This is a genomic window from Ideonella lacteola (genome assembly GCF_038066555.1).
GTDB classification, from domain to species: Bacteria; Pseudomonadota; Gammaproteobacteria; order Burkholderiales; family Burkholderiaceae_C; genus Ideonella; species Ideonella lacteola.
In genome coordinates, this window is record NZ_JBBUTG010000022.1 from 12925 (window position 1) to 35401 (window position 22477).

Annotated in this window: 11 protein-coding genes; 4 read left to right on the forward strand and 7 right to left on the reverse strand. The window is 68.2% G+C overall.

The genetic code is table 11. The features are described from left to right. The 7 genes from AACH06_RS23730 to AACH06_RS23760 all read right to left on the reverse strand — a co-directional run bounded on the left by AACH06_RS23730 (position 1) and on the right by AACH06_RS23760 (position 13603). Positions 1–2442: a glycoside hydrolase family 95 protein gene (locus AACH06_RS23730; protein ID WP_341428272.1), complete on the reverse strand. Its 2442-nt coding sequence runs from the start codon at positions 2440–2442 to the stop codon at positions 1–3. Next, positions 2439–4688 (reverse strand): beta propeller repeat protein, encoded by a 2250-nt coding sequence (locus tag AACH06_RS23735; protein ID WP_341428273.1) that lies wholly within the window; start codon positions 4686–4688, stop codon positions 2439–2441. The genes AACH06_RS23730 and AACH06_RS23735 overlap by 4 nt, the downstream gene beginning before the upstream one ends. 2 nt (positions 4689–4690) lie before the next feature. Continuing rightward, on the reverse strand, positions 4691–6337 hold the full coding sequence (locus tag AACH06_RS23740; RefSeq protein ID WP_341428274.1) for a DUF5597 domain-containing protein: 1647 nt from the start codon (positions 6335–6337) through the stop codon (positions 4691–4693). 19 nt (positions 6338–6356) lie between these two features. Then, a complete protein-coding gene (locus AACH06_RS23745; RefSeq protein ID WP_341428275.1) occupies positions 6357–9359 on the reverse strand; it encodes a TonB-dependent receptor in 3003 nt (1000 codons plus the stop codon). 176 nt (positions 9360–9535) lie between these two features. Continuing rightward, a complete protein-coding gene (gene xylA / locus AACH06_RS23750; protein ID WP_341428276.1) occupies positions 9536–10855 on the reverse strand; it encodes a xylose isomerase in 1320 nt (439 codons plus the stop codon). 24 nt (positions 10856–10879) lie between these two features. Further along, positions 10880–12355: a xylulokinase gene (gene xylB / locus AACH06_RS23755; protein WP_341428277.1), complete on the reverse strand. Its 1476-nt coding sequence runs from the start codon at positions 12353–12355 to the stop codon at positions 10880–10882. A 45-nt stretch (positions 12356–12400) separates the two neighbouring features. Beyond that, positions 12401–13603, reverse strand: a complete 1203-nt coding sequence (locus AACH06_RS23760) for an ROK family transcriptional regulator (protein WP_341428278.1) — start codon at positions 13601–13603, stop codon at positions 12401–12403. A gap of 165 nt (positions 13604–13768) precedes the next feature. Here AACH06_RS23760 and AACH06_RS23765 point away from each other — a divergent pair, with 165 nt between their 5' ends. From AACH06_RS23765 to AACH06_RS23780, 4 genes are all read left to right on the forward strand, one after another. Beyond that, entirely contained in the window at positions 13769–15325 is a 1557-nt protein-coding gene (locus AACH06_RS23765; RefSeq protein ID WP_341428279.1) for a tryptophan halogenase family protein, read from the forward strand. A gap of 84 nt (positions 15326–15409) precedes the next feature. Further along, the gene (gene yicI / locus AACH06_RS23770) at positions 15410–17707 is read left to right on the forward strand and encodes an alpha-xylosidase (protein WP_341428280.1); all 2298 of its coding nucleotides are present in this window, start codon (positions 15410–15412) and stop codon (positions 17705–17707) included. 66 nt (positions 17708–17773) lie between these two features. Further along, complete coding sequence (locus tag AACH06_RS23775) at positions 17774–21091, forward strand: GH39 family glycosyl hydrolase (protein WP_341428281.1); 3318 nt, start codon at positions 17774–17776, stop codon at positions 21089–21091. Continuing rightward, positions 21088–22452 (forward strand): MFS transporter, encoded by a 1365-nt coding sequence (locus AACH06_RS23780; RefSeq protein WP_341428282.1) that lies wholly within the window; start codon positions 21088–21090, stop codon positions 22450–22452. Before AACH06_RS23775 ends, AACH06_RS23780 begins: the two co-directional genes overlap by 4 nt. Positions 22453–22477 lie beyond the last annotated feature (25 nt).

A 22477-nucleotide genomic window follows, 5' to 3' on the forward strand; every position in this document is an offset into this window, starting at 1 on the left:
TCAGGAAGACAGGGGTCGCAGGCTGGCGGAGAGTTGTTGGGCCTCACCGGCCCGCAGCGACAGGTTCAGCGTTCGATCGCCCAGGCGCAGCACCGCGCGGCCGGGGCCGGCCACGGCACGCACCTGCGCCCAGGTGAGCCGGCCTTCGGCCCAGCGCAGGTCGACTTCGAAGCCACCGCGCGCGCGAAGCCCTTGCACCGCGCCCGAGCGCCACGGCGCGGGCAACGCGGGCAGAAGCTGGATCTCGCCGTCGTGCGACTGCAGCAGCATCTCGGCGAGTGCGGCGGTGTAGCCGAAGTTGCCGTCGATCTGGAACGGCGGGTGGGCATCGAAGAGATTGGGGTAGGTGCCCCCTGCGTTGTTGCTCTCGCTGCCAGGGCCGGTCTGCTGGGCCGCGCGCGCACCCGGCGTGGCCAGCAGCCCACGCAGCATGCGGTAAGCCCGATCGCCGTCTTGCAGGCGGGCCCAGAAGGCCATCTTCCAGGCCATCGACCAGCCGGTGCCGGCATCGCCCCGGGCCTCGAGGCTGCGGCGGGCGGCGGCGGCCAGCTCAGGGGTGCGGCGCGGCGATATCTGGCGGCCCGGATACAGGCCGAACAGGTGCGAGACGTGGCGGTGCGTATCGTGCGGCGTGTCGAGCACCGGATCGTTCTTCTCGCTCAACCACTCGAGCAACTGGCCCCAACGCCCGATCTGCGGCGGGGCCAGCCGGTCGCGCGCCTGCGCGATCTGCCGGCGGAACGCGGTGTCGTGGCCCAGCGCATCGGCGGCTTCGAGCGTGTTGCTGAAAAGATCCCAGACGATCTGCTGGTCGTAGCTCACGCCGTCTTCGACCGGCCCGTGTTCGGGAGACCAGCCGTCCGGCGCCACCAGGCGGCCCTTCAACGGGCCTTCGGCCACCGGCTTCAAGGTGTCCAGCCAGAACAGGCAGGCTTCCTTCATCACCGGGTAAGCCACTTCGCGCAGGAAGCGCAGGTCGCGGGTGTAGGCGTAGTGCTCCCAGAAGTGGCGGGCGTACCAGGCGTTGCCGGTCTTGTTCCACAGGTAGCCCATGGCGCCGAAGGGGTTCGATTCGGTGCGCACCGTCCAGCCGCGGACGGGCCGGCCCTGGGCGGTGAGAAAGGTCTCCTCGCGCGTCTTGAAGCTTTCGCCCCAGGGTGTGATGCCGGGCCGCTCGACACCAGGGTGCGCCAGCGCATCGGCGGCGATGTCGGCCACCGTGCGGCGATACACCGGCGCCTGGCTGCGAACGAACTGGAACAGTGGCCGGTGCAGCTCGGCCAGGTGGGTCGGCTCGGCCGGCCAGTAGTTCATCTGCACATTGATGTTGGTGTGGTAATCGGCATTCCACGGCGGGGTGAGGCTCGCGTTCCACAGCCCCTGCAGATTGGCCGGCAGCGCGTCGCGCGAGCTGGAGACCAGCAGGTAGCGGCCGTACTGGAAGTGCAGGGCTTCGAGCTCGGGGTCTTGCCCGTCGTGGGTGTAGGCGGCCAGACGCTGGTCTGTCGGTTGGCTGCGGCGCTCGGCGGCGGTGGCGCCGAGGTCCAGCGTGACCCGGCCCATCAGCTGCGCCACGTCGCGCTCGTGTTCGGCGAGCAGCTCGGCCCAGGGCCGGCTCGCCGCGGCGCTGACTTGGGCCGTCACCCTTGCCAGAGGATGCTCGCCCTGAAAGCGGCGGGCGGCATCGGGCAGGTAGCTGGTGCCGGCGCCCAGGATCAATGTCACCGAATCGCAGCGCTCGAACAACAGCCGGTCGCCTTCGATCCGGACGCTGCCGCCTTCATGCAGCAGTTGCAGCTGGCTGGCGTAGGCCAGGGTGTTGGTCGACGGCGCTGCACCCGCGTCTGCCGGCAGCGTCCAGCCGGCCAACGAGCCCGTGGCGTAGAGCCGGGTGCCGGCGGCGCGCCGGTGGGCGCCGTGCATGTCGGTGAGCGCCACCGCGCCGCTGTACTGGCCGGGCCGGTCGGCGGTCAGGCGCAGGGCCACCACCTGGGCCGGGTGGCTGGCGATGGCTTCGCGCAGGAACCGGACGCCGCCCAGCGCGTAGGCCACGCGGTGCACACCGCGGTCGAGCAGCAGCTCGCGCCGATAGTCGGTGGCGGTTGAATCGTGGCCGTTGAGTTCGAGGCGCACATCGCCGAAGGGCTGGTAGGCCCCCATCGTGCGATCGTCACCCGTCCACAGGCTGTTCTCGTTGAACTGCAGCCGTTCGTGGGCGAGCTGGCCGAAGATCATCGCGCCGAGACGGCCATTGCCGATGGGCAGCGCTTCGCGTTCCCAGCCGGCATCGGTGTCGGGCGCGGGCTGGCTGTAGTGCAGGCGCAGCTCGGGGGCCGCCAGGGCCGCTGGCGCACCGGTGAGCATCAGCGCCACCGCACAGGCCACCCACGCCGCTCTGGCGACTCGGCGAGCGGTGACGATCAGCGTGGCCCGGTCGCTCATGTCTCGACCCCGGGCCGTCCCACCAGCACGCCTCGGCCATGGGGTGCGATGTAGACGACGCCATGCTGCCGGCTGTCGGCCGTCATCGAGAGCAGCCGGCCGTACCGATGGGCATCGTCGTTGATGCGCACGAAGCTCGCGCCTTCGTCATCCGAGCGGAAGAAGCCTTCCGCCACCGGCGCATGGCCGGCCCGGGCACGGCCCCACAGGTAGAGGCTGTGGGCTGATCGGGCGCCTGGCGCACCGGGGCCGGCGGCCACCATCCAGGCGGCCTCCACCGCCTCGATGCGGCGCGGCGCGGCGCCCGCGCCCGCTACATGGAGCAGCCGGTCGTTCAGGGCCAACCACAGGGCGTGGGGCCGCCCCGGGATGCTGATGAGCTGGGCTTCGGCCGAAGCGGCCACTCGGGGCAGCCCCGTGAGCAGAGGCTGAAACAGCCGGCCGCCGTCGGTGCTGGTCAACACACGGCCGCTATCGCGATCGAGCAGGTAGAAGACGCCTTCGATGTTGCGGTCGGCCTCGGGTTTCAGCGGCACACTGGCGTCCGCAGGCCAGCCGGCGCAAGCGGCCCAGTGCCCGCCGCGATCGGCCGTCCAAAGCCCGGGCCCCTTATTCGGGGCGTAGACGAATGTGGCACCGCGCGCGCACACCGCCACATGGCCGATCTCTGCCGGTGCATGCCCCGGTACGTCGCGCGGTGACATGGCGAAGGGTTGCCAATGGCGGCCCCCGTCGTCCGACCAGTGCCCGCCCGAGCGGCCGTCGCCGGTGCGTGCCATGAGCTGCGGCGCCAGTTCGGCGTAGTCGACCGAACGGTTCGTCTCCTTGGTGGGGACGAAGAAGGTCGCGCCGGGCGGCTGGCTCGGGTCCGCCCAGGCGGCGCCCGCCACGTCGCCCATGGCGGCCAGCAGGCGAGGGCCCTGGGACGGGCTGCGGATCTCCAGCGTGGCGGTCTCTTCCATGCCTTGCACGGTGAAGGCCCAGCGCAGGCGGCGGCCATCCACGGCCTGGGGCAGGTCACGGGTCATCCAGACGCCGTAGCCGGTGCCGTACAGCGCTCGGCTGCCGTCGAACGGGTCCAGCGCGAGCGCCGAGGTCCAGTGCCCCATGCGGCGTTCGGTGCGCATGTAGTCGAGCAGCCAGGGGTGACCCGGGGCGTGGTGCTCGGTGCGGGGGGACAAGGCCTGCCAGCTCGCGCCACCATCGTTCGAGAGGAAGATCTCGTCGCCCTCGACGCGGCGCTCGAAGGTGGACACGATCAGGCGCCGTGGTTGTTGGCGATCGACCGCCACGCCGGCGTAGCCGAAGCCTTGAGGCTCGGCGCCGGGGAGCTCGGGCGTGATGTCGCTCCAGCGGCCGTCGGGCGAACGTTTCCAGACGCTGCCGGTGCGCGCGTAGCTGGGGTTCGTGGCGATCGGCGAATCACCCAGCGCAAAGGTCACGTAGAGCGTGCCGTCGGCCGCTGCGGCCAGGCGCTGCGGCGCTTGCGCCGGCGCGCCTGCCACGCGCTCGAACCGGGCTCCGGCGTCTTGCGACACCCAGAGCCCGGGCTGATCGTGGGTGCCGACGTAGACGGTGCGCGACGCATGCCCCGCAGAGCCAGATCCCGGATCGACCCACACCAGCGACACATGCTGCGCCGGCAGCGGCTGCGGGCTGAAACGCCGGCCTCGATCGGTGCTCTTGAGCAGGCCGTGGCGCGAGGTGCCGAGCCACAGCACCTGGCCGTCGTTCGGGTCCACCTGCAGCCGTTCGCCCGAGGCGCGGCCGGCGGAGTTGCCGCCGAGGTGGACGCCCAGCTCATGCACCCGCCAGGTGGCGCCACGGTCGTCCGAGGCCATCAGGGCGCCGGGGCGATTCTCGGCCCCCAGGTAGAGGCCGCAAGCCGCATACAGGCGATCCGGGGCGTTCGGGTCGACCGCGAGGCTCAGGACGCCCATCAGGTCGGCGTCGTCGATGCCCAGGTGATCCATCAGCGGGATCCACGCCTGGTGGGCTTCGTCGAACCGGTAGGCGCCGCCGATGTCGGTGCGCACGTAGAGCAGGCCGCGCTCGCTCGGGTGGAAGAGGAAGCCGGTGACGAAGCCGCCGGCGCCGTAGGGCACGCTGCGCCAGCGGTACGCAGGCTGGGCGGCGGCGGCGGCGGCCTCGTCCCCGGCAACGGGCTTGAGGGGCGCCAGCGCGCAGCCGGCCAGGGCGCCCAGCCCGGCCCAGCCGGCGCCTTGGATGAGTTCGCGACGCCGCATCGTCAATACCGGCCGAGGCGGACCTTCAAGGTCAGCGGGGTGGCGGTGAGGTTCAGGCCATAGTCGACCTGGTCACCGTTCCACAGGCGATCGACCTGCCATTGGCCCTGGATGTCGTGGTGCCCTTCTTCGACTCGTGCCAGCATGCTGCCCAGTTGACCCGGGGCGAGGTCGGGTTCAAACCGCACCCGCGCATACTGGCCCACGACGACGAATTCATCGTCGCCGGTCTGGGCGATGGCCACACCGCCCAGTCGCTGGCCGGCGTGCGGCGGCGCTTCCTTGGCGTTGCCGGGCCAGTCTTTCTCGCCGAACTGCCACTGCCCGAAGGACACGCGGGCTTTCCAGCCCTTGAAGGTGATCAACTGGTCAGCGCCGTCGTCTCCCTCGGCCACGCCACGGGTGCGGCCCTCAAAGGCCCACTGGGCCCATTGCCGCTGGATCGGCCGAAACGCCGCGAACACCTTGCCGAACGGCTCGACCATGCGCTGGTCGGTGAGTTTCGAGCCGAGCGGAAAGTTGCTGTAGTCGGCGTAGTCGAGCCCGAAGGGAGACACGCCGAGGGCGCCGCGGCCGATGACTTCGTACAGGAACCGGGCGTAGACGGCCGCATTGCCGATCTCGGGCACCCACAGCGCGTTGTCGCGGCGCTGGAAATGGCCCAGCGTGGCGCTGACCTGGGCCGAGGCCGGGTTGTAGATGTCCGGGCTGACGATGTCGATCTTCGGCGCGGCGGCCTTGTAGATGTCGATCACATCGTAGGTGGGGCCGCCGCTGGCGAAGTTGTTGTTCCACGGCGCGATCGGTTCGAGCGAATCGCGCAGCGCATTGTTCACGTACATCGGCAGGTCGTACACCTCGCGGCCTGCGCGGGCGATGTCGCCGATGTAGCGTGCCGTGGCCCAGGAGTGGAAGTATTCGTCGGCGTAGTCGCCGTACACCGCTTTCCACGAACCGGAGGCCGCACCGGCCGAGCGCGGCTTCTGGCGTGCCAGCACCTCAGCGGGCACGTCCTTGTCGAACGCGGCCTGCGCCGTGGGGCCGAAGTCACGCACGAGGCCGTAGCTGCCGACCTCGTTTTGCACCTGCACCATGATGACCGTGTGGTGCGCCTCGTCGATCTTCTTCAGGTGCCCCATCAAGGCGACGAAGGCGCGCTTGTCGGCCGCCAGCGTCTGATCGCCGAACGGCGACAGCACGTAGTGCGGCTTGCCGTCGCGGCCCACCATGCGGGGGAAGCGTCGGTTGTCGAATTTGACCCAGCCCGGCGCGTACTGGGGGCTGGTGTTCTTCCAGGTGGCGAACCACAGCAACACCAGGCGAACCTGGCGCTGCCGGGCTTCGCGCACCAGCGTGTCGAGAAAACTGAAGTCGAAGCGGCCTTCGACGGGCTCGATCTGTTCCCACGCCACGGGCACCAGCACGGTGTTGGCACGCGCATCCGCCACCGCCGGCCAGACCTTCTGCAGCGCCTGCGGGTGGTTGCTGGAGTTGTGGACTTGCGCGCCCAGCATCAGGTAGGGCGCACCGTCGACGAAGAGCGCGAAGCGCCCATCGCGTTCAACGAGCCGTGGCGCCGATGAGGCAGCGCCCGCGGGGGCCGAGAACATGAAGCAGCCTGCGAGCAGGCCGCACAAGGTTTTGAGCATCACGAGGGCCGCCTGATCGTCAGAAGGTGTAGCGCAGGGTGACCGTGTAGCGCGGGCCGTTGGAGTTCCAGGCCCGGCCCATCAGGCCGATGTGCTGCTGCATCAACTGCTTGTTGACCGAGTCGGTGAGGTTCTGCCCTTCCAGGCCGATCTGCAACTGCTCGTTCCACTTGTAGGAGATGCCGGCATCGACCTGGCCGTAGTCGTCCTGCCACGTCGGCAGGGCCCAGGCCACGTTGCGCTGCCCGTTGGAGGGGCTGGCGGGGTTGGTGTCGGTGCCATCGGTGCCGTTGGTGCCGTTGGCATTCACCGCCTGCAGGTACTTCGAGCGCCAGCTGTAGGCCACCCGCGCCGACCACGGTCCTTCGTCGTACAGCAGCGCCAGGTTGAAGGCGTGGCGTGACAGCCCCTCGATCGGCAGGTCGCCGAAGGTGCGGCCATCCGTGTCGCAACCGTTCAGGTTGAGGTTGAGGTTGGACGCGGTGTTGCCGCCGCTGCAGTACGGCGAGTAGACCGGGTTGTACAGGCGGCGCTTGCTGTCGACGAAGGTGTAGTTGGCCTGCAAGCCCAGGCCCTTGGCCCAGTCGGGCAGCATGTCGAAGTACTGCTGGTAGGCCACCTCGAAGCCGGCCGCGTGGCCCTTGGCGCCGTTGATGGGCGCCGTGACCACGAAGTCTTGCGGGTTGCCGCTGGTGTCGGTCAGCTGCTGAACGTACGTCTGTTTGACGATGATGTCCTTGAGCTGCTTGTAGAAGGCGGCGAAGGTGATGGATTCGGTACGGCCAAAGTACCACTCGGCCGTCAGGTCCACCTGCTGCGACTTGACCGGCTTGAGCATCGGATTGCCCTTGGCCTCGCCGGTGTGAGAGACGCTGTCGATGCGGGTGATCGCCGGTGTGGTCGGGTCGTTGTCATCGTCAATCGACGTGGCGCTGAAGCTCTGCTTCAACTCGGTGTAGGCCTGCATGTCGCTGAAATCGGGCCGCGAGATGCCGGTGGCGTAGCCGAAGCGGAACTGCAGGTCCTTGCCGGCCTTCATGCGCAGGTTCAGGCTGGGCAGCACGTTGACGTAGGTGTGCTCGTAGTCCTGCGCCCGCGAGAACGCGGCGATCTCGGGCACCGGCACGCCGATCGCGTCAGCTGGCACGCCGGTGGCCGGCGAGAAGACGGTGTAGCCGTTGGCCTTGTTGCGGGTGTTCACCACGCGCAGGCCGACGTTGCCATCCACCGGGTACTGCCAGTCGTCGAAGGCGAAGCGAAGCTGGGTGTAGGCCGACTGGGTCTGCTCGTTCTGGCGGTTCTGGTACTGCGGTTGCGAGGCGTCGCGCACGGTCCACGTATCAAAGCAGGAACTGTCGTCGCCGTTGTGGTACTCGGTGCACAGCGTCTTGGCGTACGAGTGCAAGGTGGCGTAGCTGTCGGGGTAGCCGCTGGCCATCTCCACATTCGGGAAGATCAGTGACGGCATCGACATCCGGCCATTGAAGAAGTTGTCGAAGCTGCGCAGATGGGCACCGTCGGCAAAGCGCGGGTCGTTCAGGTAGGCCAGGCTGCCGGGCGCCAGGTACCACCAGGCCATCCACGGTTGGGTGACCGGCGTCCAGTTGTAGCCGGTGTTGACCGTGTGGGCGTCGCGGTCGGTCAGGCGAACGCCAAAGCGCAGGTCGACCAGCACCGGGTCATCGAACTTGTACTTCGCATCGGCACGCCACGCTTTTTCGTTGGCCTTGCTTTTGTCGAAGTGCTCCATCGTGAACGCCCAGTAGTAGTTGGCTGGGTCGGACAGGCGGGCGCGGTCTGCGTCGTCGAAGATCAGGCGCGGCAGCTTGCCTGACAGGTCGATGGTTTCCTTGGGCATTTGCACGCCGGTGGCCACTGTCGAATCGAAGCTGTTCGTGTTGGCGCGGATGTACTGCAGATCGGTGCTGAAGCTCCACTGCTCAGAGGCCTTCCACTTCAGGTTCCAGCCCAGGTCCTGGGTGGCCGATTCACGGGTCATCACCCGGGTGTCGGCGCCGAAGTTGATGCCGCCGTCGGCATCGGCGCGCATCGTGCCCTTGATCAGGTTGCCGTTCTTGCCCCAGGTGGCGCCATCGTCCACCGTGATGTTGTAGGCGTTGGACTGGGCGAACAGGGCGTTCTCCATCCAATCCATCTTGTAGTCGGAGCGAAAGAGGGTGAACGACGATTCGACGTCGCCAAACTTCCACTGCAATGCCCCGTAGGCGCCCTGGCGCGTTCGGTCGAAGTCTTCCGTGCGCCACTGCGCGCCCTTGGGCACAAAGACCGTCTGGCCGTTGACGATGTCCGTGCGGGGGTAGTAGGGCTCGACTTGGATCTTGTCGTTGCGGGTCGCGCTCTCCGAGTAGGCCAGGTCGATCAACGCGCCGAACTTGCCCATACCCTCGGTGACCCAGGTGTTGGACAACAGCAGGGATCCGGACGGCGAAGTCTTCTCGCGCAGCGGCGAGTAGGTCGATTGCAGTGACAGGGCGCCTTTGAAGCCCTGGTAGTCGAAGGGCAGGGCGGTGCGCAGGTTGACCAGGCCACCGATGGCGCCTTCAATCTGCTCGGCCGACGGGTTCTTGTAGACATCCACGCCGGCCATCAACTCGGGTGGCACATCTTCGAAGTTCAACGATCGGCCGCCGTTGGCGCTGAAGGAATCGCGGCCATTCAGCTCTGAGCGCACCCAGCTCAGGCCTCGGATGTTCACACCGGAGCCTTCGACCGAATAGTGCTCGGGGTCGTTCTTGGCCATCGTGCGGTCGATGGTCACGCCGACGATGCGCTGAAGCACTTCGGTGACCGATCGATCGGGCAGCTTGCCGATGTCATCGGCGACGATCGAATCGACGATTTCTTCCGCCTCCTGCTTCACTTTCTGGGCGGACGACAGCGCGGCGCGCTGACCCTTGACGATGACGGTGGTGGATTCTTCAGACGGTGCAGGGGCTGGCGTGGTTTGCGCCAGCCCCGTTCCGCACCACAGCATGGCCACCTGCGCGGCGGCGATAGACAACGTTGTCTTCTGAACTTGTCTCATCTCTATCTTTCTTTGGTGGTTCAGACACATCCCTCGCGGGACCACATGTGCTGCGCCGGCGGCTGTCCGGCACATTCCTCAAGCCGTTGGAGCGCTTCGACGCGGCTCGTCCCCGCGCGGCGCTCCTTATGGGTGTGCGAGTGCCCGAGAGATCAGGCCCCGCAGAAGCGATTGACGAGGTTTTCGAGGTATTCCTGGCGGCCCGACACAGGGGCCACGTCCTGGTTGCGCGACAGCGCCGCGTCGGCCAGTTCATCGAGCGGCACCCGGCCGGCGAGGATGTCCTTCGCCTGCGGCGTGTTCCAGCCGGCGTAGCGTGCGTCGACGGCGGCCTTCAGCAGGCCGTGCTCGATCATCTGTTCGGCGATCAGCAGCGCCTTGGCGCACACGTCCATGCCGCCGATGTGGCCGTGGAAGAGGTCTTCCGCGTCGATCGACTGGCGGCGCACCTTCGCGTCGAAGTTCAGGCCGCCCGTGCCCAGGCCGCCCGCCTGGAGGATGTGGTAGAGCGCCAGCGCGGTCTCAGGCACGTTGTGGGGGAACTGGTCGGTGTCCCAGCCGAGCTGCGGGTCGCCTCGGTTCATGTCGATGCTGCCCAGAATGCCGAGCGAAGCCGCGGTCGCGATCTCGTGCTCGAAGCTGTGGCCCGAGAGCGTGGCGTGGTTGGCCTCGATGTTGACCTTGACCTCCTTGTCCAGGCCATAACGCACCAGGAATCCGTAGACGGTGGCGGTGTCGAAGTCGTACTGGTGCTTGCTGGGTTCGCGGGGCTTGGGCTCGATGAGGATGGTGCCTTTGAACCCGATCTTGTGCTTGTGCTCCACCGCCATCGTGAGGAAGCGGCCGAGCTGATCCATCTCGCGTGAGAGATCGGTGTTCAACAGCGTTTCGTATCCCTCTCTACCCCCCCACAACACATAGTTTTCGCCGCCGAGTTCCTTCGTGGCGTTCATCGCATCACGCACCTGCAACGCCGCCAGCGAGAAGATGGCCGGGTCCGGGTTGGTGGCCGCGCCGCTCATGAAGCGACGGTGGCTGAACAGATTCGCCGTGCCCCACAGCAGCTTCATGCCGGTGCGTTCCTGCTGCAGGCCGAGCACCTCGACCATGCGGCGGAAGTTGTCCTGGCTCTCGCGCGGGTTGGCGCCTTCCGGGGCCACGTCGCGGTCGTGGAAGCAGTAGTACGGCGCGCCCAGCTTGGAGAAGAAGTCGAACGCGGCGTCCGTCTTCTGCATCGCCAGCTCCATCGGCGAGCCGCCTTCGAACCAGGGGCGCTGGAACGTGCCCAAGCCGAAGGGGTCGAGCCCGTTCCAGCAGAAGGTATGCCAGTAGCAGACGGCAAAGCGCAGGTGGTCTTCCATGCGCTTGCCGAGCACCACGCGGTCCTTGTCGTAGTGGCGGAAAGCCAGCGGCTCGGTCGCGTCGGGCCCGCGGTAGGTGATAGGGGCGATGTGTTCGAAGTAGCGCTTCATGATCGGCGAAAGAGTGCGCGGGCGTCAGGCCGCTCCGCGCGGGTTCAGGGACTGGACAGCGGGGTACAGCGCGCGAAAGCGCTGCAGGCGCGCGCCGAGGGCGGCATGGCGGGCTGAATCGGGCTGATACCGGGCCGTGACATCGGGCTTGGTGCAGACGGTGGCCTCGTCTGCGCCGGTGGCCAGCCAGGCGAGCCTCGCGGCGCCCAGCGCGCCGCCCGCTTCGGCGCCGGTGTGCACCACGATCTCGACATCCAGCACATCGGCGATCAGCTGTGCCCACAGGCCACTGCGGGCGCCGCCGCCCACCAGCGACAGACGCGAGACCTGCGTGCCCGCCGCCTGCAGCGCTGCCAGACCATCGGCCAGGCCGAAAGCCACGCCCTCCAGCACGGCGTAGGCGCAGCTGGCGCGGGTGCTTTCGTGGGTGAGGCCGTGCAACGTGCCCTGGGCGAAGGCGTCGTTGTGCGGGGTGCGTTCGCCGGCGAGGTAGGGCAGGAACAGTGGCGCGGCGGCGAAGCTGGTGGCAGGCAGGGCGGCCACCTCGGCCAGCAGGGCGGCTTCGTTGGCGGCGCCGCTCAGGCGCGTGAACCAGCGCAGGCAGCTGGCGGCCGAGAGCATCACGCTCATCTGGTGCCAACGACCGGGCAGGGCGTGGCAGAAGGCGTGGACGGCCGAGGCAGGGTTCGGGCGGAAGCGGTCGTTGACGACGAACAGCACGCCCGAGGTGCCCAGCGAGATGAATCCGTCACCGGGCCGGTTGGCGCCGATGCCGATGGCGCTGGCCGCGTTGTCGCCGGCACCGCTGGCCACGGCGACCTCGCCTCGCAGGCCCCAGGCGTGGGCGAGCGCCGGCCGCAGCACACCGGCCGGCCGGTCGCTTTCGACCAGGCGTGGCATGTGGGCGCGCGACAGGCCGGTGGCGGCCAGCAGCTCGTCGGACCAGTCTCGCGCTGCGACATCGAGCCACAAGGTGCCCGAGGCATCGGAGGGGTCGCCGACCTTGTCGCCGGTCAGCATGAAGGCGAGGTAGTCCTTGGGCAGCAACACGGTGCGCACCCGCGCGTAGGTGTCGGGCTCATGCTTGCGCAACCACAGCAGCTTGGGCGCGGTGAAGCCGGGCATCGCCAGGTTGCCCGCCAACTGGTGCAGTCGTGGCGCGGCTGCAGTCAGCTCGTCGCATTCCGCGTGGCTGCGGCCATCGTTCCAGAGAATGGCGGGCCGCAAGACCTCATCGGCGGCGCCCAGCAGCACGGCACCGTGCATCTGGCCGGACAGGCCCACGGCGCGCACCTGCGCCCAGGCCAGAGGCTGCGCCTCGCGCAGTTTGGCGACGACTGTTTCTGTGGCGGCCCACCAGGCGGCCGGATCCTGTTCGGACCACAGTGCCTGCGGACGGGACACGTCCAGTGGTTCGCCGGCCTGGGCCACGATGCGCCCGTCGGGCCCCACGAGCAGGCCCTTGACTTCCGAAGTGCCGAGGTCGATTCCGAAATACATCTGAAAACCGGTGAAGGGGACGAGGGGAGGAGCGCGCCGCCTTGCTCAGTGCCCGGCCAGCGGGCGTGTGAGGTGGTAGCGCGCCAGCGCGGCAGCGCCCACGGCCACCGCATCGGCACCGAAACGCGACACCTGCACGGAGGTCGGTTCCAGGTTGGCGGCCGCGGCGTAGTCGTTCAGCGTTTTCAGGGCCGGCTGCAGGAAGACGTCGCCCAACTCCACCACCGATCCGCCCAGCACGATGCAGGCGGGGTCGTAGGCCGCCGAGAGGTTCTGCAGCAGCACGCCGAGGTAGCTGCCCGCCTTCTTCACCGCGCGGGCGGTCTCGGAGTCGTCATCGGCCAACCGCTGGCGCAACTCGGCAAGCGGCGCGGCTTCTTCGCCCTCGGTAGAGCGGGACAGCGCGCGAAGGCCGATCAAGGCCTCGGCGCAGCCGCGCCGGCCACACGAACACTGCGGCCCGTTGATCTGCAAGACGATGTGGCCCACCTCGCCGGCGAACCCCCGGCTGCCGGTGAGCAGCCGGTCGCCCACGATCACGCCGGCGCCCACGCCCTGGTTGATGCTCACATAGAGCAAGGGGTTGGAGGCGCGCGCCGGGTTGAACTCGAGCTCGCCGATCGCGGCCACATCGGCCTCGTTCTGCACGAACAGCGGCACGCCTTCGAGCGAGGTGCCGGCGAGCTTTTCGGTCAGCTGGGCGCCGAAAGGCACATCACGCCATTGCAAATTGGGTGCAAAGTGGAGGAAACCACGCGCTTCGTCCACGCCGCCGGGCAGGCCGACGCCGATGCCGATGATCTGGTGCTGGCTTTCATCCAACTGCTTGCGCAGCTTGTTCAAGGCGGTGGCCAGCGCCGAGATGCAGGCCTTGGCGGTGGTGCCGTGGTTGGCCACCGTGCGGGCCAGGACCTCGCCGGTCAGCGAGGTGGCCACCACGCGGATGGTTTCAATGCCCACCTCGGCGCCCAGCAGCAGCAGGCGAGAGGGGTCGATGAACAAGGGAGTCGGGCGGCGGCCCAGATCGCCGGTGGCCACCACCTCACGCTCGACCAGCCAGCCTTCGTCGAGCAGCTCGCGCACCAGCATGCTGACGGTGGATTTGGTCAGACCGACGGCGGTGGCCAGATCGGCGCGCGACAGGCCCGGGTGAGCGCACAAATGCCTCACCAGCGCCATGCGGTTGATGTCCTTCAGCATTTGCTGATTGGGCGTGGCGGACGAGCTGCCAGGCGCTTCGGCAAGCAAGTGGTTGTCTCCGTTGTTGTCGATTGGAATGGAGGCGATATTAGTTCGGTGGTCGAACGAACTAAAGCCGTGTAAACACCTATCGATACCGAAGGCCGGGGCGCCAAAGATGTGCGGCTATGCACACAAGGCCTGTCCGACAGGGCCGGGTTGGAGACACTGGTGATGGACGGCAAGGCCATTCGCAAGATCGTGATCGTGGGCGGCGGCACCGCAGGGTGGATGGCCGCCGCGCCGCTGGCGCAGCGCCTGTGCCAGGGGCCGGGCCAGCGATGCGAGGTCGTGCTCATCGAGTCGCCCGACATCGGCACCATCGGCGTGGGCGAGGCCACACTGCCCACCATCCGCTTCTACAACCAGGCCCTGGGGCTGGACAACGCCGACTTCATCAAGAACACCCAGGCGAGCTTCAAGCTCGGCATCGAGTTCAAGGGTTGGGGGCACCTGGGCAACCGCTTCTTCCACGGCTTTGGTGAGTTCGGCCCCGCGGTGGACGGCATGGCGGGCCACATGCTGTGGCTGCGACTGCGGCTCAGCGGCATGACGGGGCTGCCGTCGCATGAAGACTGGTCGGCCGCCACCGTGATGGCGCGGCAAAACCGTTTCACGCTGCCGCAAAGCGGCCCGCCGTCGGCCGGCAACGCCTTTTCCTACGCCTTCCACTTCGATGCCGGCCTGTACGCCGCCTACCTTCGCGACTACGCGATGCAGCGCGGCGCCGTGCGTATCGAGGGCACGATCGTTGACGTCGAGTTGCGTGACACGGATGGATTCGTGGCCGCGGTGCGCCTGCAGGATGGCCGGCGGATCGACGGCGATCTGTTTCTCGATTGCTCGGGCTTCCGGGCCCTGCTGATCGAAGGGGTGATGAAGGCCGGCTACGAAGACTGGAGCGCCATGCTGCCGTGCAACAGCGCGCAGGCGGTGCCGAGCGCCCGGGCGCCGAGCCTGACACCCTTCACCACCTCCACCGCCCGCTCGGCCGGCTGGCTGTGGCGCATCCCGCTGCAGCACCGCACCGGCAACGGCCACGTCTACTGCAACCAGTTCACCAGCGATGCCGAGGCGAGCCGTGTCCTGCTGGACGGCCTGGACACCGAGGCACTCGACGAACCCCGGCAATTGCGCTTCACCACCGGGCGTCGGCGGCAGGCCTGGGTCAAGAATGTCGTGGCCGTCGGCCTGGCTTCGGGGTTTCTCGAGCCGCTGGAGTCGACCAGCATCCAGCTCATCATGGACGGCGTCGGCCGCCTGGTAGAGCTGATGCCCGACCGCGATTTCCACCCCGCGCTGGCGGCCGAGTACAACCGCCGCATGCAGGCGCAGTACGAGTCGATCCGCGATTTCATCGTGCTGCACTACAAGCTCACCCGGCGCGACGACAGCGAGTTCTGGCGCTACTGCGCGGCGATGCCCATCCCCGACACGTTGCGGCATCAGATCGAGCTGTTCCGCGCCGCGGGCCGCATCGTCATCCTCGATCGCGAGGGTTTCTCCGAGCCGTCGTGGTTCTCGCTGCTGATGGGGCTCGGTGTCGTGCCCCAGAGCCGAGACCCCTGGCTCGACCGCTTCGACGGCGACGCCCTGCGCACCCACCTTGAGCGGGTGCGCCGTGCCATCGCCGGCACGGTGGCGGGCATGCCCGACCACGGCGACTTCATCGCCCAGTTCGCTGCGGCGCCGCCGGTGGCGATGCCGCGGCCCGCATCGATGCCCCACTGAACCGCATTGCCGCCGCGCTGCACATTGGGGGCGGCGCGTTGGTGTTTCCTGTCCTCCACCCCGTTCCAACCGTTCTGACCGAGTATGAAGTTCACCGATGGGCAATGGATGCTCCAGCCCGGGGTCACGGCGCACTACGCAGCCGAGGCCTATGCCGTCGAGATCCACCCCGACAGGTTGGTCGTCCTGGCCACCACCCGCCCGATCAAGCACCGTGGCGACACGCTGCAGGGCCCCACGCTGACCGTCACCATCAGCTCGCCGCTGGAAGGGGTGGTGCGTGTCAGCGTCGAGCATTTCTCGGCGTCTCAGCCGCGGCGCCTGCATGTGCCGATGCCGGGCGCCCACCAGCCCGCCGTTCGCACCGGCGAGAACAGCACGCATGCCACGCTGACCACCGGCGCGTTGACGGTCGAGCTGAAGAAAGGCGAGGGCTGGAACCTCACCTTCCGCGAAGGCGACCGGGTGCTCACCCGCAGCGATTGGCGCAGCTTGGGCTACATCCAGTGGGCGGGCGACCGCGGCCACAAGACGGCGTATGTCCACGAGCAGTTGACGCTGCAGGTGGGCGAATCGGTCTATGGCCTGGGTGAGCGCTTCACACCGTGGGTGAAGAACGGCCAGGTGGTCGAAAACACCAACAAGGACGGCGGCACGGCCTGCGAGCAGGCCTACAAATCGGTGCCGTTCTACCTCTCCAGCCGCGGCTACGGCGTGCTGGTCAACGAGGCGGGCCCGGTGTCGTTCGAGGTGGCCTCCGAGAAGACCACGCGGGTGCAGTTCAGCCGCGAGGGCGAGAGCATCGACTACTGCGTGATCGCGGGCCCCCACCCGAAGGCCGTGCTGCAGCGGCTGACGGCGCTGACCGGCCGGGCGCCCTTGCCACCGGCCTGGAGCTTCGGCCTGTGGATGACGACCTCGTTCACCACCCAGTACGACGAGGCCACCGCCACGCACTTCATCGACGAGATGAAGCGGCGAGACCTGCCGTTGTCGGTGTTCCACTTCGACTGCTTCTGGATGCGCGAATTCCAGTGGTGCGATTTCGAATGGGACCGCCGCGGCTTCCCCGAACCCGAAGCCATGCTGGCCCGCCTGAAGGCCAAGGGCCTGCGGATCAGCCTTTGGATCAACCCGTATGTGGCCCAGAAGTCGCCGCTCTTCGCCGAAGGCGTGCGTGAGGGCTACTTCCTGAAGCGGCAAGGATCGGGCCTGACCTGGCAGACCGATCTCTGGCAGCCCGGCATGGCGATCGTCGACTTCACCAACCCTGCGGCCGTGGCCTGGTACCAGGGCCATTTGCGGCGCCTGCTGGCGATGGGCGTGGATTGCTTCAAGACCGACTTCGGTGAGCGCATTCCCAGCGAGGGCGTGGTCTACCACGATGGGTCGGATCCGGTGGAGATGCACAACCTCTACGCGCTGCGCTACAACGAGGTGGTGTTCGATCTGCTGCGCGAGGTGCGGGGGGCGGATGCGGTGGTCTTCGCCCGATCGACCTATGCATCGGGCCAGCGCTTCCCGGTGCACTGGGGCGGCGATTGCTGGTCCAACTTCGAGTCGATGGCCGAGAGCCTGCGTGGCGGCCTGTCGCTCACCGCCTGCGGCTTCGCCTTCTGGAGCCACGACATCGGCGGCTTCGAGGGCAACCCGCCACCGGCCGTCTACAAGCGGTGGATCCAGTTCGGCCTGTTGTCTTCCCACAGCCGCCTGCACGGCAGCAGCTCGTACCGGGTGCCCTGGCTGGTGGACGAGGAAAGCTGTGACGTGCTGCGGGCGTTCACCCGGCTCAAGCACCGCCTGATGCCTTACCTCTACGCCAAGGCGATCGAGGCCTGCGATACCGGCGTTCCGGTGATGCGGGCGATGGTGGTCGAGCACCCTGACGACCCGGCGTGCGCCACGCTCGACCGGCAGTACCACCTGGGCGAATCGCTGCTGGTGGCGCCGGTGTTCACCGAAAGCGGTGAGGTCGATGTCTACCTGCCCGGTCAAGGCGCCGGCCGTTGGACGCACCTGATCAGCGGCGAGCAGCAGGCCGGTGGCCGCTGGCACCGCGAGCAGCACGGCTTCCTCAGCCTGCCGCTGTATGTGCCGCCCAACACGGTGCTGCCCTGGGGCGCGGAAGACGAGCGCGCGGACTACGACTACACGCGCGGCCTGTCGTTGCGGGTGTTCGCGCTGGACGACGGCGCACGGGTGCCCTTCGTGGTGCCTTCGCCAGACGGGCGGATCGCGGCGCGCGGTGATGTGCTGCGTGAGGGGGCGCGTTACACCGCCCGCGTCACCGAGGGGGCCCTGTATGACTGGTGTCTGTTGGTCGATGGCCGCCGCAGCGCCGTGCAGGCCGACGGTGGTTGGCTGGCCTTCGAGGTGAACTGATCCATGCGCTTGTTTCAACGCGGCCGGGCCTGTGCGCTGGCCATCGCGTGCTGTCTTGCCGCTGCCATGACCGTGAATGCCGCCGACGCCCCCCGCCAGATCACCCTGGATCTTTCGACCGCCCAGCAGCCGGTCGATCGCTTCTTCGATCTCTCGGTGGGCGCGGACTTCCCCGGCACGCTGCGGCGAGACGACAGCCTGGCGCAGTTGAAGACGGCGGTCGACGAGCTGGGCTTCCGCTCCATCCGCTTTCATGCTCTCTTCCATGACGTGATGGGGGCGGTGAAAGTGGAGGGCGGGCGCACGGTGCACGACTTCTCCGCGATCGATCGGCTGTACGACGATCTGTTGTCGCGGGGGATCCGCCCCTTCGTCGAGCTCGGCTTCACCCCGCAGGCGCTGGCCACCTCGCAGCAGACCATCTTCTACTGGAAGGGCAACACCTCGCACCCGCGCCGGCAGGCCTGGGTGACGCTCGTCGATGCCTTCGTGCGCCATCTCATCCAGCGCTACGGTGCCGATGAGGTTCGCAAGTGGCCCTTCGAGGTGTGGAACGAGCCGAACCTTGATGGCTTCTGGGAGCGTGCCGACCAGCCGGCCTACTTCGAGCTTTACGCGGCCACGGCGCGCGCCATCAAGCGCATCGACAGCCGCCTCAGGGTGGGCGGGCCGTCCACGGCCGGGGCCGCCTGGGTGCCCGAGTTCCTGGCCTACGCCAAGGCCCACGAAACGCCGGTGGACTTCGTCACCACGCACACCTACGGCGTCGACCACGGCTTCCTGGACGAGTACGGCCAGGACGACCGCAAGCTCTCGCCCCACCCCGATTCGATCATCGGCGATGTGCGGCGGGTGAGGGCGCAGATCGAGGCCTCGCCGTTCCCGGGCATCCCGCTCTACATCACCGAATGGAGCACCAGCTACAACCCGCGCGACCTGGTCCACGACAGCTACATCAGCGCGCCGTGGATCCTCACCAAGCTGCGCGCCACGCGTGGCCTGGCGCAGGCGATGAGCTACTGGACCTACAGTGATCTGTTCGAGGAGGCCGGGCCTCCGCCCACGCCGTTCCACGGCGGCTTCGGGCTGTTGACGCGAGAGGGCGTACGCAAGCCGGCGTTCTTTGCCTACAAGTACCTCAACGCACTGCGTGGCAAGGACATCCCCGTCACCGATGCGGCCGTACTCGCGGCCGCCGATGGTCACCGTGTGGCGGCGGTGGTGTGGGATTGGCAGCCGCCCGACCAGAGCGGTGACAAGGCCACCAACCGCAGCTTCTTCGGCCGGCCGATTCCGTCTGTCGCCTCGAACCCGGTGGCGTTCAAGTGGCAGCACCTGGCGCCGGGGCGCTACCGGCTCCTGGTGCAGCGCACCGGTTACCGCAGCAATGACGCGCAGACGCTGTACTTCGAGATGGGCTCGCCGCCCAACTTGAGCGCCGAGCAGTTGCGCCGGTTGCAGAGCCAGACGCAGGACAAGCCCGAGGTGGACCGCCTCGTGACGGTGGACGGCTCTGGCACGCTGCGCTGGACGGTGCCGATGCGAAGCAACGACGTCGTGCTGGTCACGCTGCAGCCCGAGCGCGCCGCAGGGGTGGGCCAGCGCGCTGACCTCGCGCAGCCCGGTGCGCACGAGATCCAGCTGAACCAGGTGGGCTATCTGCCGGGGGCGGCCAAGATGGCGGCCGTGCCGGCCATCCCGCCGGGCATCGTGGAGGGGAACGGGGCCGCCCCGGCCGTTGCCCGGCGCTTCAGCGTGGTCGAGGCGGGCACCGGCCAGGTCGCGTTCGAAGGCGAGTTGGGCGCACCGGCCGTCTGGCCTCTGGCCCATGCCTCGGTGCAACTGGCCGATTTCAGCGCGTTGACGCGGCCGGGGCGCTATCGCCTGCGTGCCGAGGGTGCGGGCGATTCGGCCGTTTTCACGATCGACGCCCAGGCCTATGGGCCTTTGAGCGCGGCCAGCCTGAAGGCGTTTTACTTCAACCGGGCCAGCACGGCGCTGCTGCCGCAGCACGCCGGGGCCTATGCGCGGCCCGCCGGGCACCCCGACACGGAGGTGCGGGTGCACGCCTCGGCCGCCGGGCCGACCCGGCCCGAAGGCGCAGTCATCAGCGCGGCGAAGGGGTGGTACGACGCGGGCGACTACAACAAGTACATCGTCAACTCAGGCATCTCGACATACACCCTGCTCGCAGCCTACGAGCACTATCCGGCCTGGTTTCGCCAGCAGACGCTGAACATCCCGGAAAGCGGCGGCGCAGTGCCCGATGTGCTCGCCGAAACGCTGTGGAACCTCGATTGGATGCTGCAGATGCAGGATCCGGCCGACGGCGGCGTCTACCACAAGCTCACCGACAAGAGTTTTGATGGGGCGGTGATGCCGCATCAGTCGAACGCGCCGCGCTATGTGGTGCAGAAGACCACTGCGGCGGCGCTCGATTTCGCTGCGGTGATGGCCGCCGCCAGCCGCGTGTTGGCGGCGTACGAAGCGGCACGCCCGGGCCTCTCGGCGCGCATGCAGGCCGCCGCCGAGGCCGCGTGGCAGTGGGCCCAGGCGCATCCGAACATCGCCTATCGGCAGCCCGCTGATGTGCACACCGGTGCCTACGATGACGAGCACCTGGCCGACGAGTTCGTCTGGGCGGCCGCCGAGCTGTACATCACCACGCGCGACGACCGCTACTGGGCGGAGTTGCGCCAGGCCTTGCAAAAGGCCGGCGATGCCGCGCCGGACGCTTTGGCGGGTGTGCCCTCATGGGGCAGCGTCGCACCGCTGGCCTGGGTGTCGCTCGCGCACCACCGAGACCGGCTCACCCCCGCGGCCGACCGCGCGCTGATCGAACGCCGCATCCGGGCCCAGGCCGAGGCCTTGGCGGCGGCCTGGCGAGGCTCGGCTTACCGCGTCAGCCTGCAGGCGTCCGACCTGGTGTGGGGCAGCAATTCAGGCGCCCTGAACCAGGCGCTGATGCTGCTGCAGGGCTATCGCTTGGGCGGCGAGCGGGCCCAGCTCGATGCGGCCCAGTCGCTGCTCGACTATGTGCTGGGCCGCAACGCCGTGGGCATCAGCATGGTGACAGGCTTCGGCACGCGCTCCACCCAGCAGCCGCACCATCGGCCTTCGATGGCCGATGGGGTGGCTGCGCCCGTGCCCGGTTTCCTGGCCGGCGGCCCGAACCCGGGGCTGAACGACGCCGCGCACTGCCCGGTACCGTACCCGTCGGACATCCCGGCTCGCTCGTACCTCGACCACGACTGCAGCTACGCCAGCAATGAGGTGGCTATCAACTGGAATGCGCCGCTGGCCTACGTGGCCGCCGCGTTGCAGGTCTTGACCCCCGCGCCCGATGCGGGCCTCAGCCCCCAGACTGGATCCCCGCGACCATGAGTGAATTGAGCAACGAGCTGCCCGTCTCCTCGCGGGCCCATGCCGCGGCGTCCGAGGCGCCGGCACGCCACCCGCTGAGCTGGGTGCCGACGCTGTACCTGGCGATGGGCCTGCCCAACGTGACGGTGGGCGTGGTGGCGGCCATCATCTACAAGAACTTGGGCGTCTCCAACGAGGACATCGCGTTCTACACCTCGCAGATGTACCTGCCCTGGGTGCTCAAACCGCTGTGGTCACCGCTGCTGGAGCCCTTCAAGACCAAGCGCTGGTGGGTCATCGCGATGCAGTTCACGATGATGGCCTCGCTCGGGCTGGCGGCCTTCTGCCTGCCGTTGGACGACTTCTTCCGCATGTCGCTGGCGTTCTTCTGGGTCACCGGCTTTGCGTCGGCGACGCAGGACATCGTCGCCGACGGCGTCTTCATGACGACGATGCCCTTGCGCGATCAGGCGCGCTACGCCGGCTTGCAGGGCATGTGCTGGAACATGGGCGCGGTGATCGCCTCGGGGCTGCTGGTGTCGCTGACCGGCTGGCTGCACAACGGCCTGGGGCTCTCATGGGTGCATTGCTGGATGCTGGTGATGTTCGGCACCGCGTTCGTGATGGGCGCCTTCGCTTTGTGGCACCTGCGCACTTTGCCGGTCGGTGCGCCTTCGGCGGTGCAAGGGCAGGGCGTGGGCGCGGCCTTCGTGGCGTTGCGCGACTCGTGGGTCAGCTTCTTCCAGAAGCCCGGCATCTGGATGATGCTGGCCGTCGTCTTCTTCTACCGTTTCGGCGAAGGCTTCGTCGAAAAGTTCGGTCCGCTGTTCCTGCTCGATCCCGCCTCGCAAGGCGGCCTGGGCCTGAACAACGAGTCGCTCGGCTTCATCAACGGCACGGCCGGCACGCTGGCCTTCATCGCCGGCGCGTTCGTGGGCGGCTTCCTGGTGGCCCAGCGCACACTGCCCCGATCGTTCTTCCTGCTGGCGCTGGTGCTGAACCTGCCGCACCTGACCTACTTCTACCTGGCCTGGGCGCTGCCGACCGATCCGCTGTGGATCGGCACGGTGGTGGCGGTGGAGAAATTCGGGTTCGGCATGGGCTCGGTCGGCCACATGCTCTACATGATGCAGCAGATCGCGCCGGGCCCGTTCAAGATGACGCACTACGCCTTCGCCACCGGCGTGATGGCCATGACGAAGTGGGCCACGGGCACGGTCAGCGGCTGGGTGTTTGCCTGGTTCGGGCACCAGTACCTGAGCTTCTTCGCGTTCGTGCTGGCGGCGTCCATCCCGCCGATCCTGCTGGCGTGGCGGGCTCCGTTCCCGCACCGCGAATGGGGAGACACCACCGACACGGGAAAGGGCGCTGTGCATGGCTGAGTCTCGCGGTTTCCAAAGAGGCGCC

Coding starts and splice junctions, on each gene's coding strand:
- AACH06_RS23730 (WP_341428272.1), bottom strand. CDS start 2,442: ATGAGCGACCGGGCCACGCTGATCGTCACCGCTCGCCGAGTCGCCAGA.
- AACH06_RS23735 (WP_341428273.1), bottom strand. CDS start 4,688: ATGCGGCGTCGCGAACTCATCCAAGGCGCCGGCTGGGCCGGGCTGGGC.
- AACH06_RS23740 (WP_341428274.1), bottom strand. CDS start 6,337: ATGCTCAAAACCTTGTGCGGCCTGCTCGCAGGCTGCTTCATGTTCTCG.
- xylA (WP_341428276.1), bottom strand. CDS start 10,855: ATGAAGCGCTACTTCGAACACATCGCCCCTATCACCTACCGCGGGCCC.
- xylB (WP_341428277.1), bottom strand. CDS start 12,355: ATGTATTTCGGAATCGACCTCGGCACTTCGGAAGTCAAGGGCCTGCTC.
- AACH06_RS23765 (WP_341428279.1), top strand. CDS start 13,769: ATGGACGGCAAGGCCATTCGCAAGATCGTGATCGTGGGCGGCGGCACC.
- yicI (WP_341428280.1), top strand. CDS start 15,410: ATGAAGTTCACCGATGGGCAATGGATGCTCCAGCCCGGGGTCACGGCG.
- AACH06_RS23775 (WP_341428281.1), top strand. CDS start 17,774: ATGACCGTGAATGCCGCCGACGCCCCCCGCCAGATCACCCTGGATCTT.
- AACH06_RS23780 (WP_341428282.1), top strand. CDS start 21,088: ATGAGTGAATTGAGCAACGAGCTGCCCGTCTCCTCGCGGGCCCATGCC.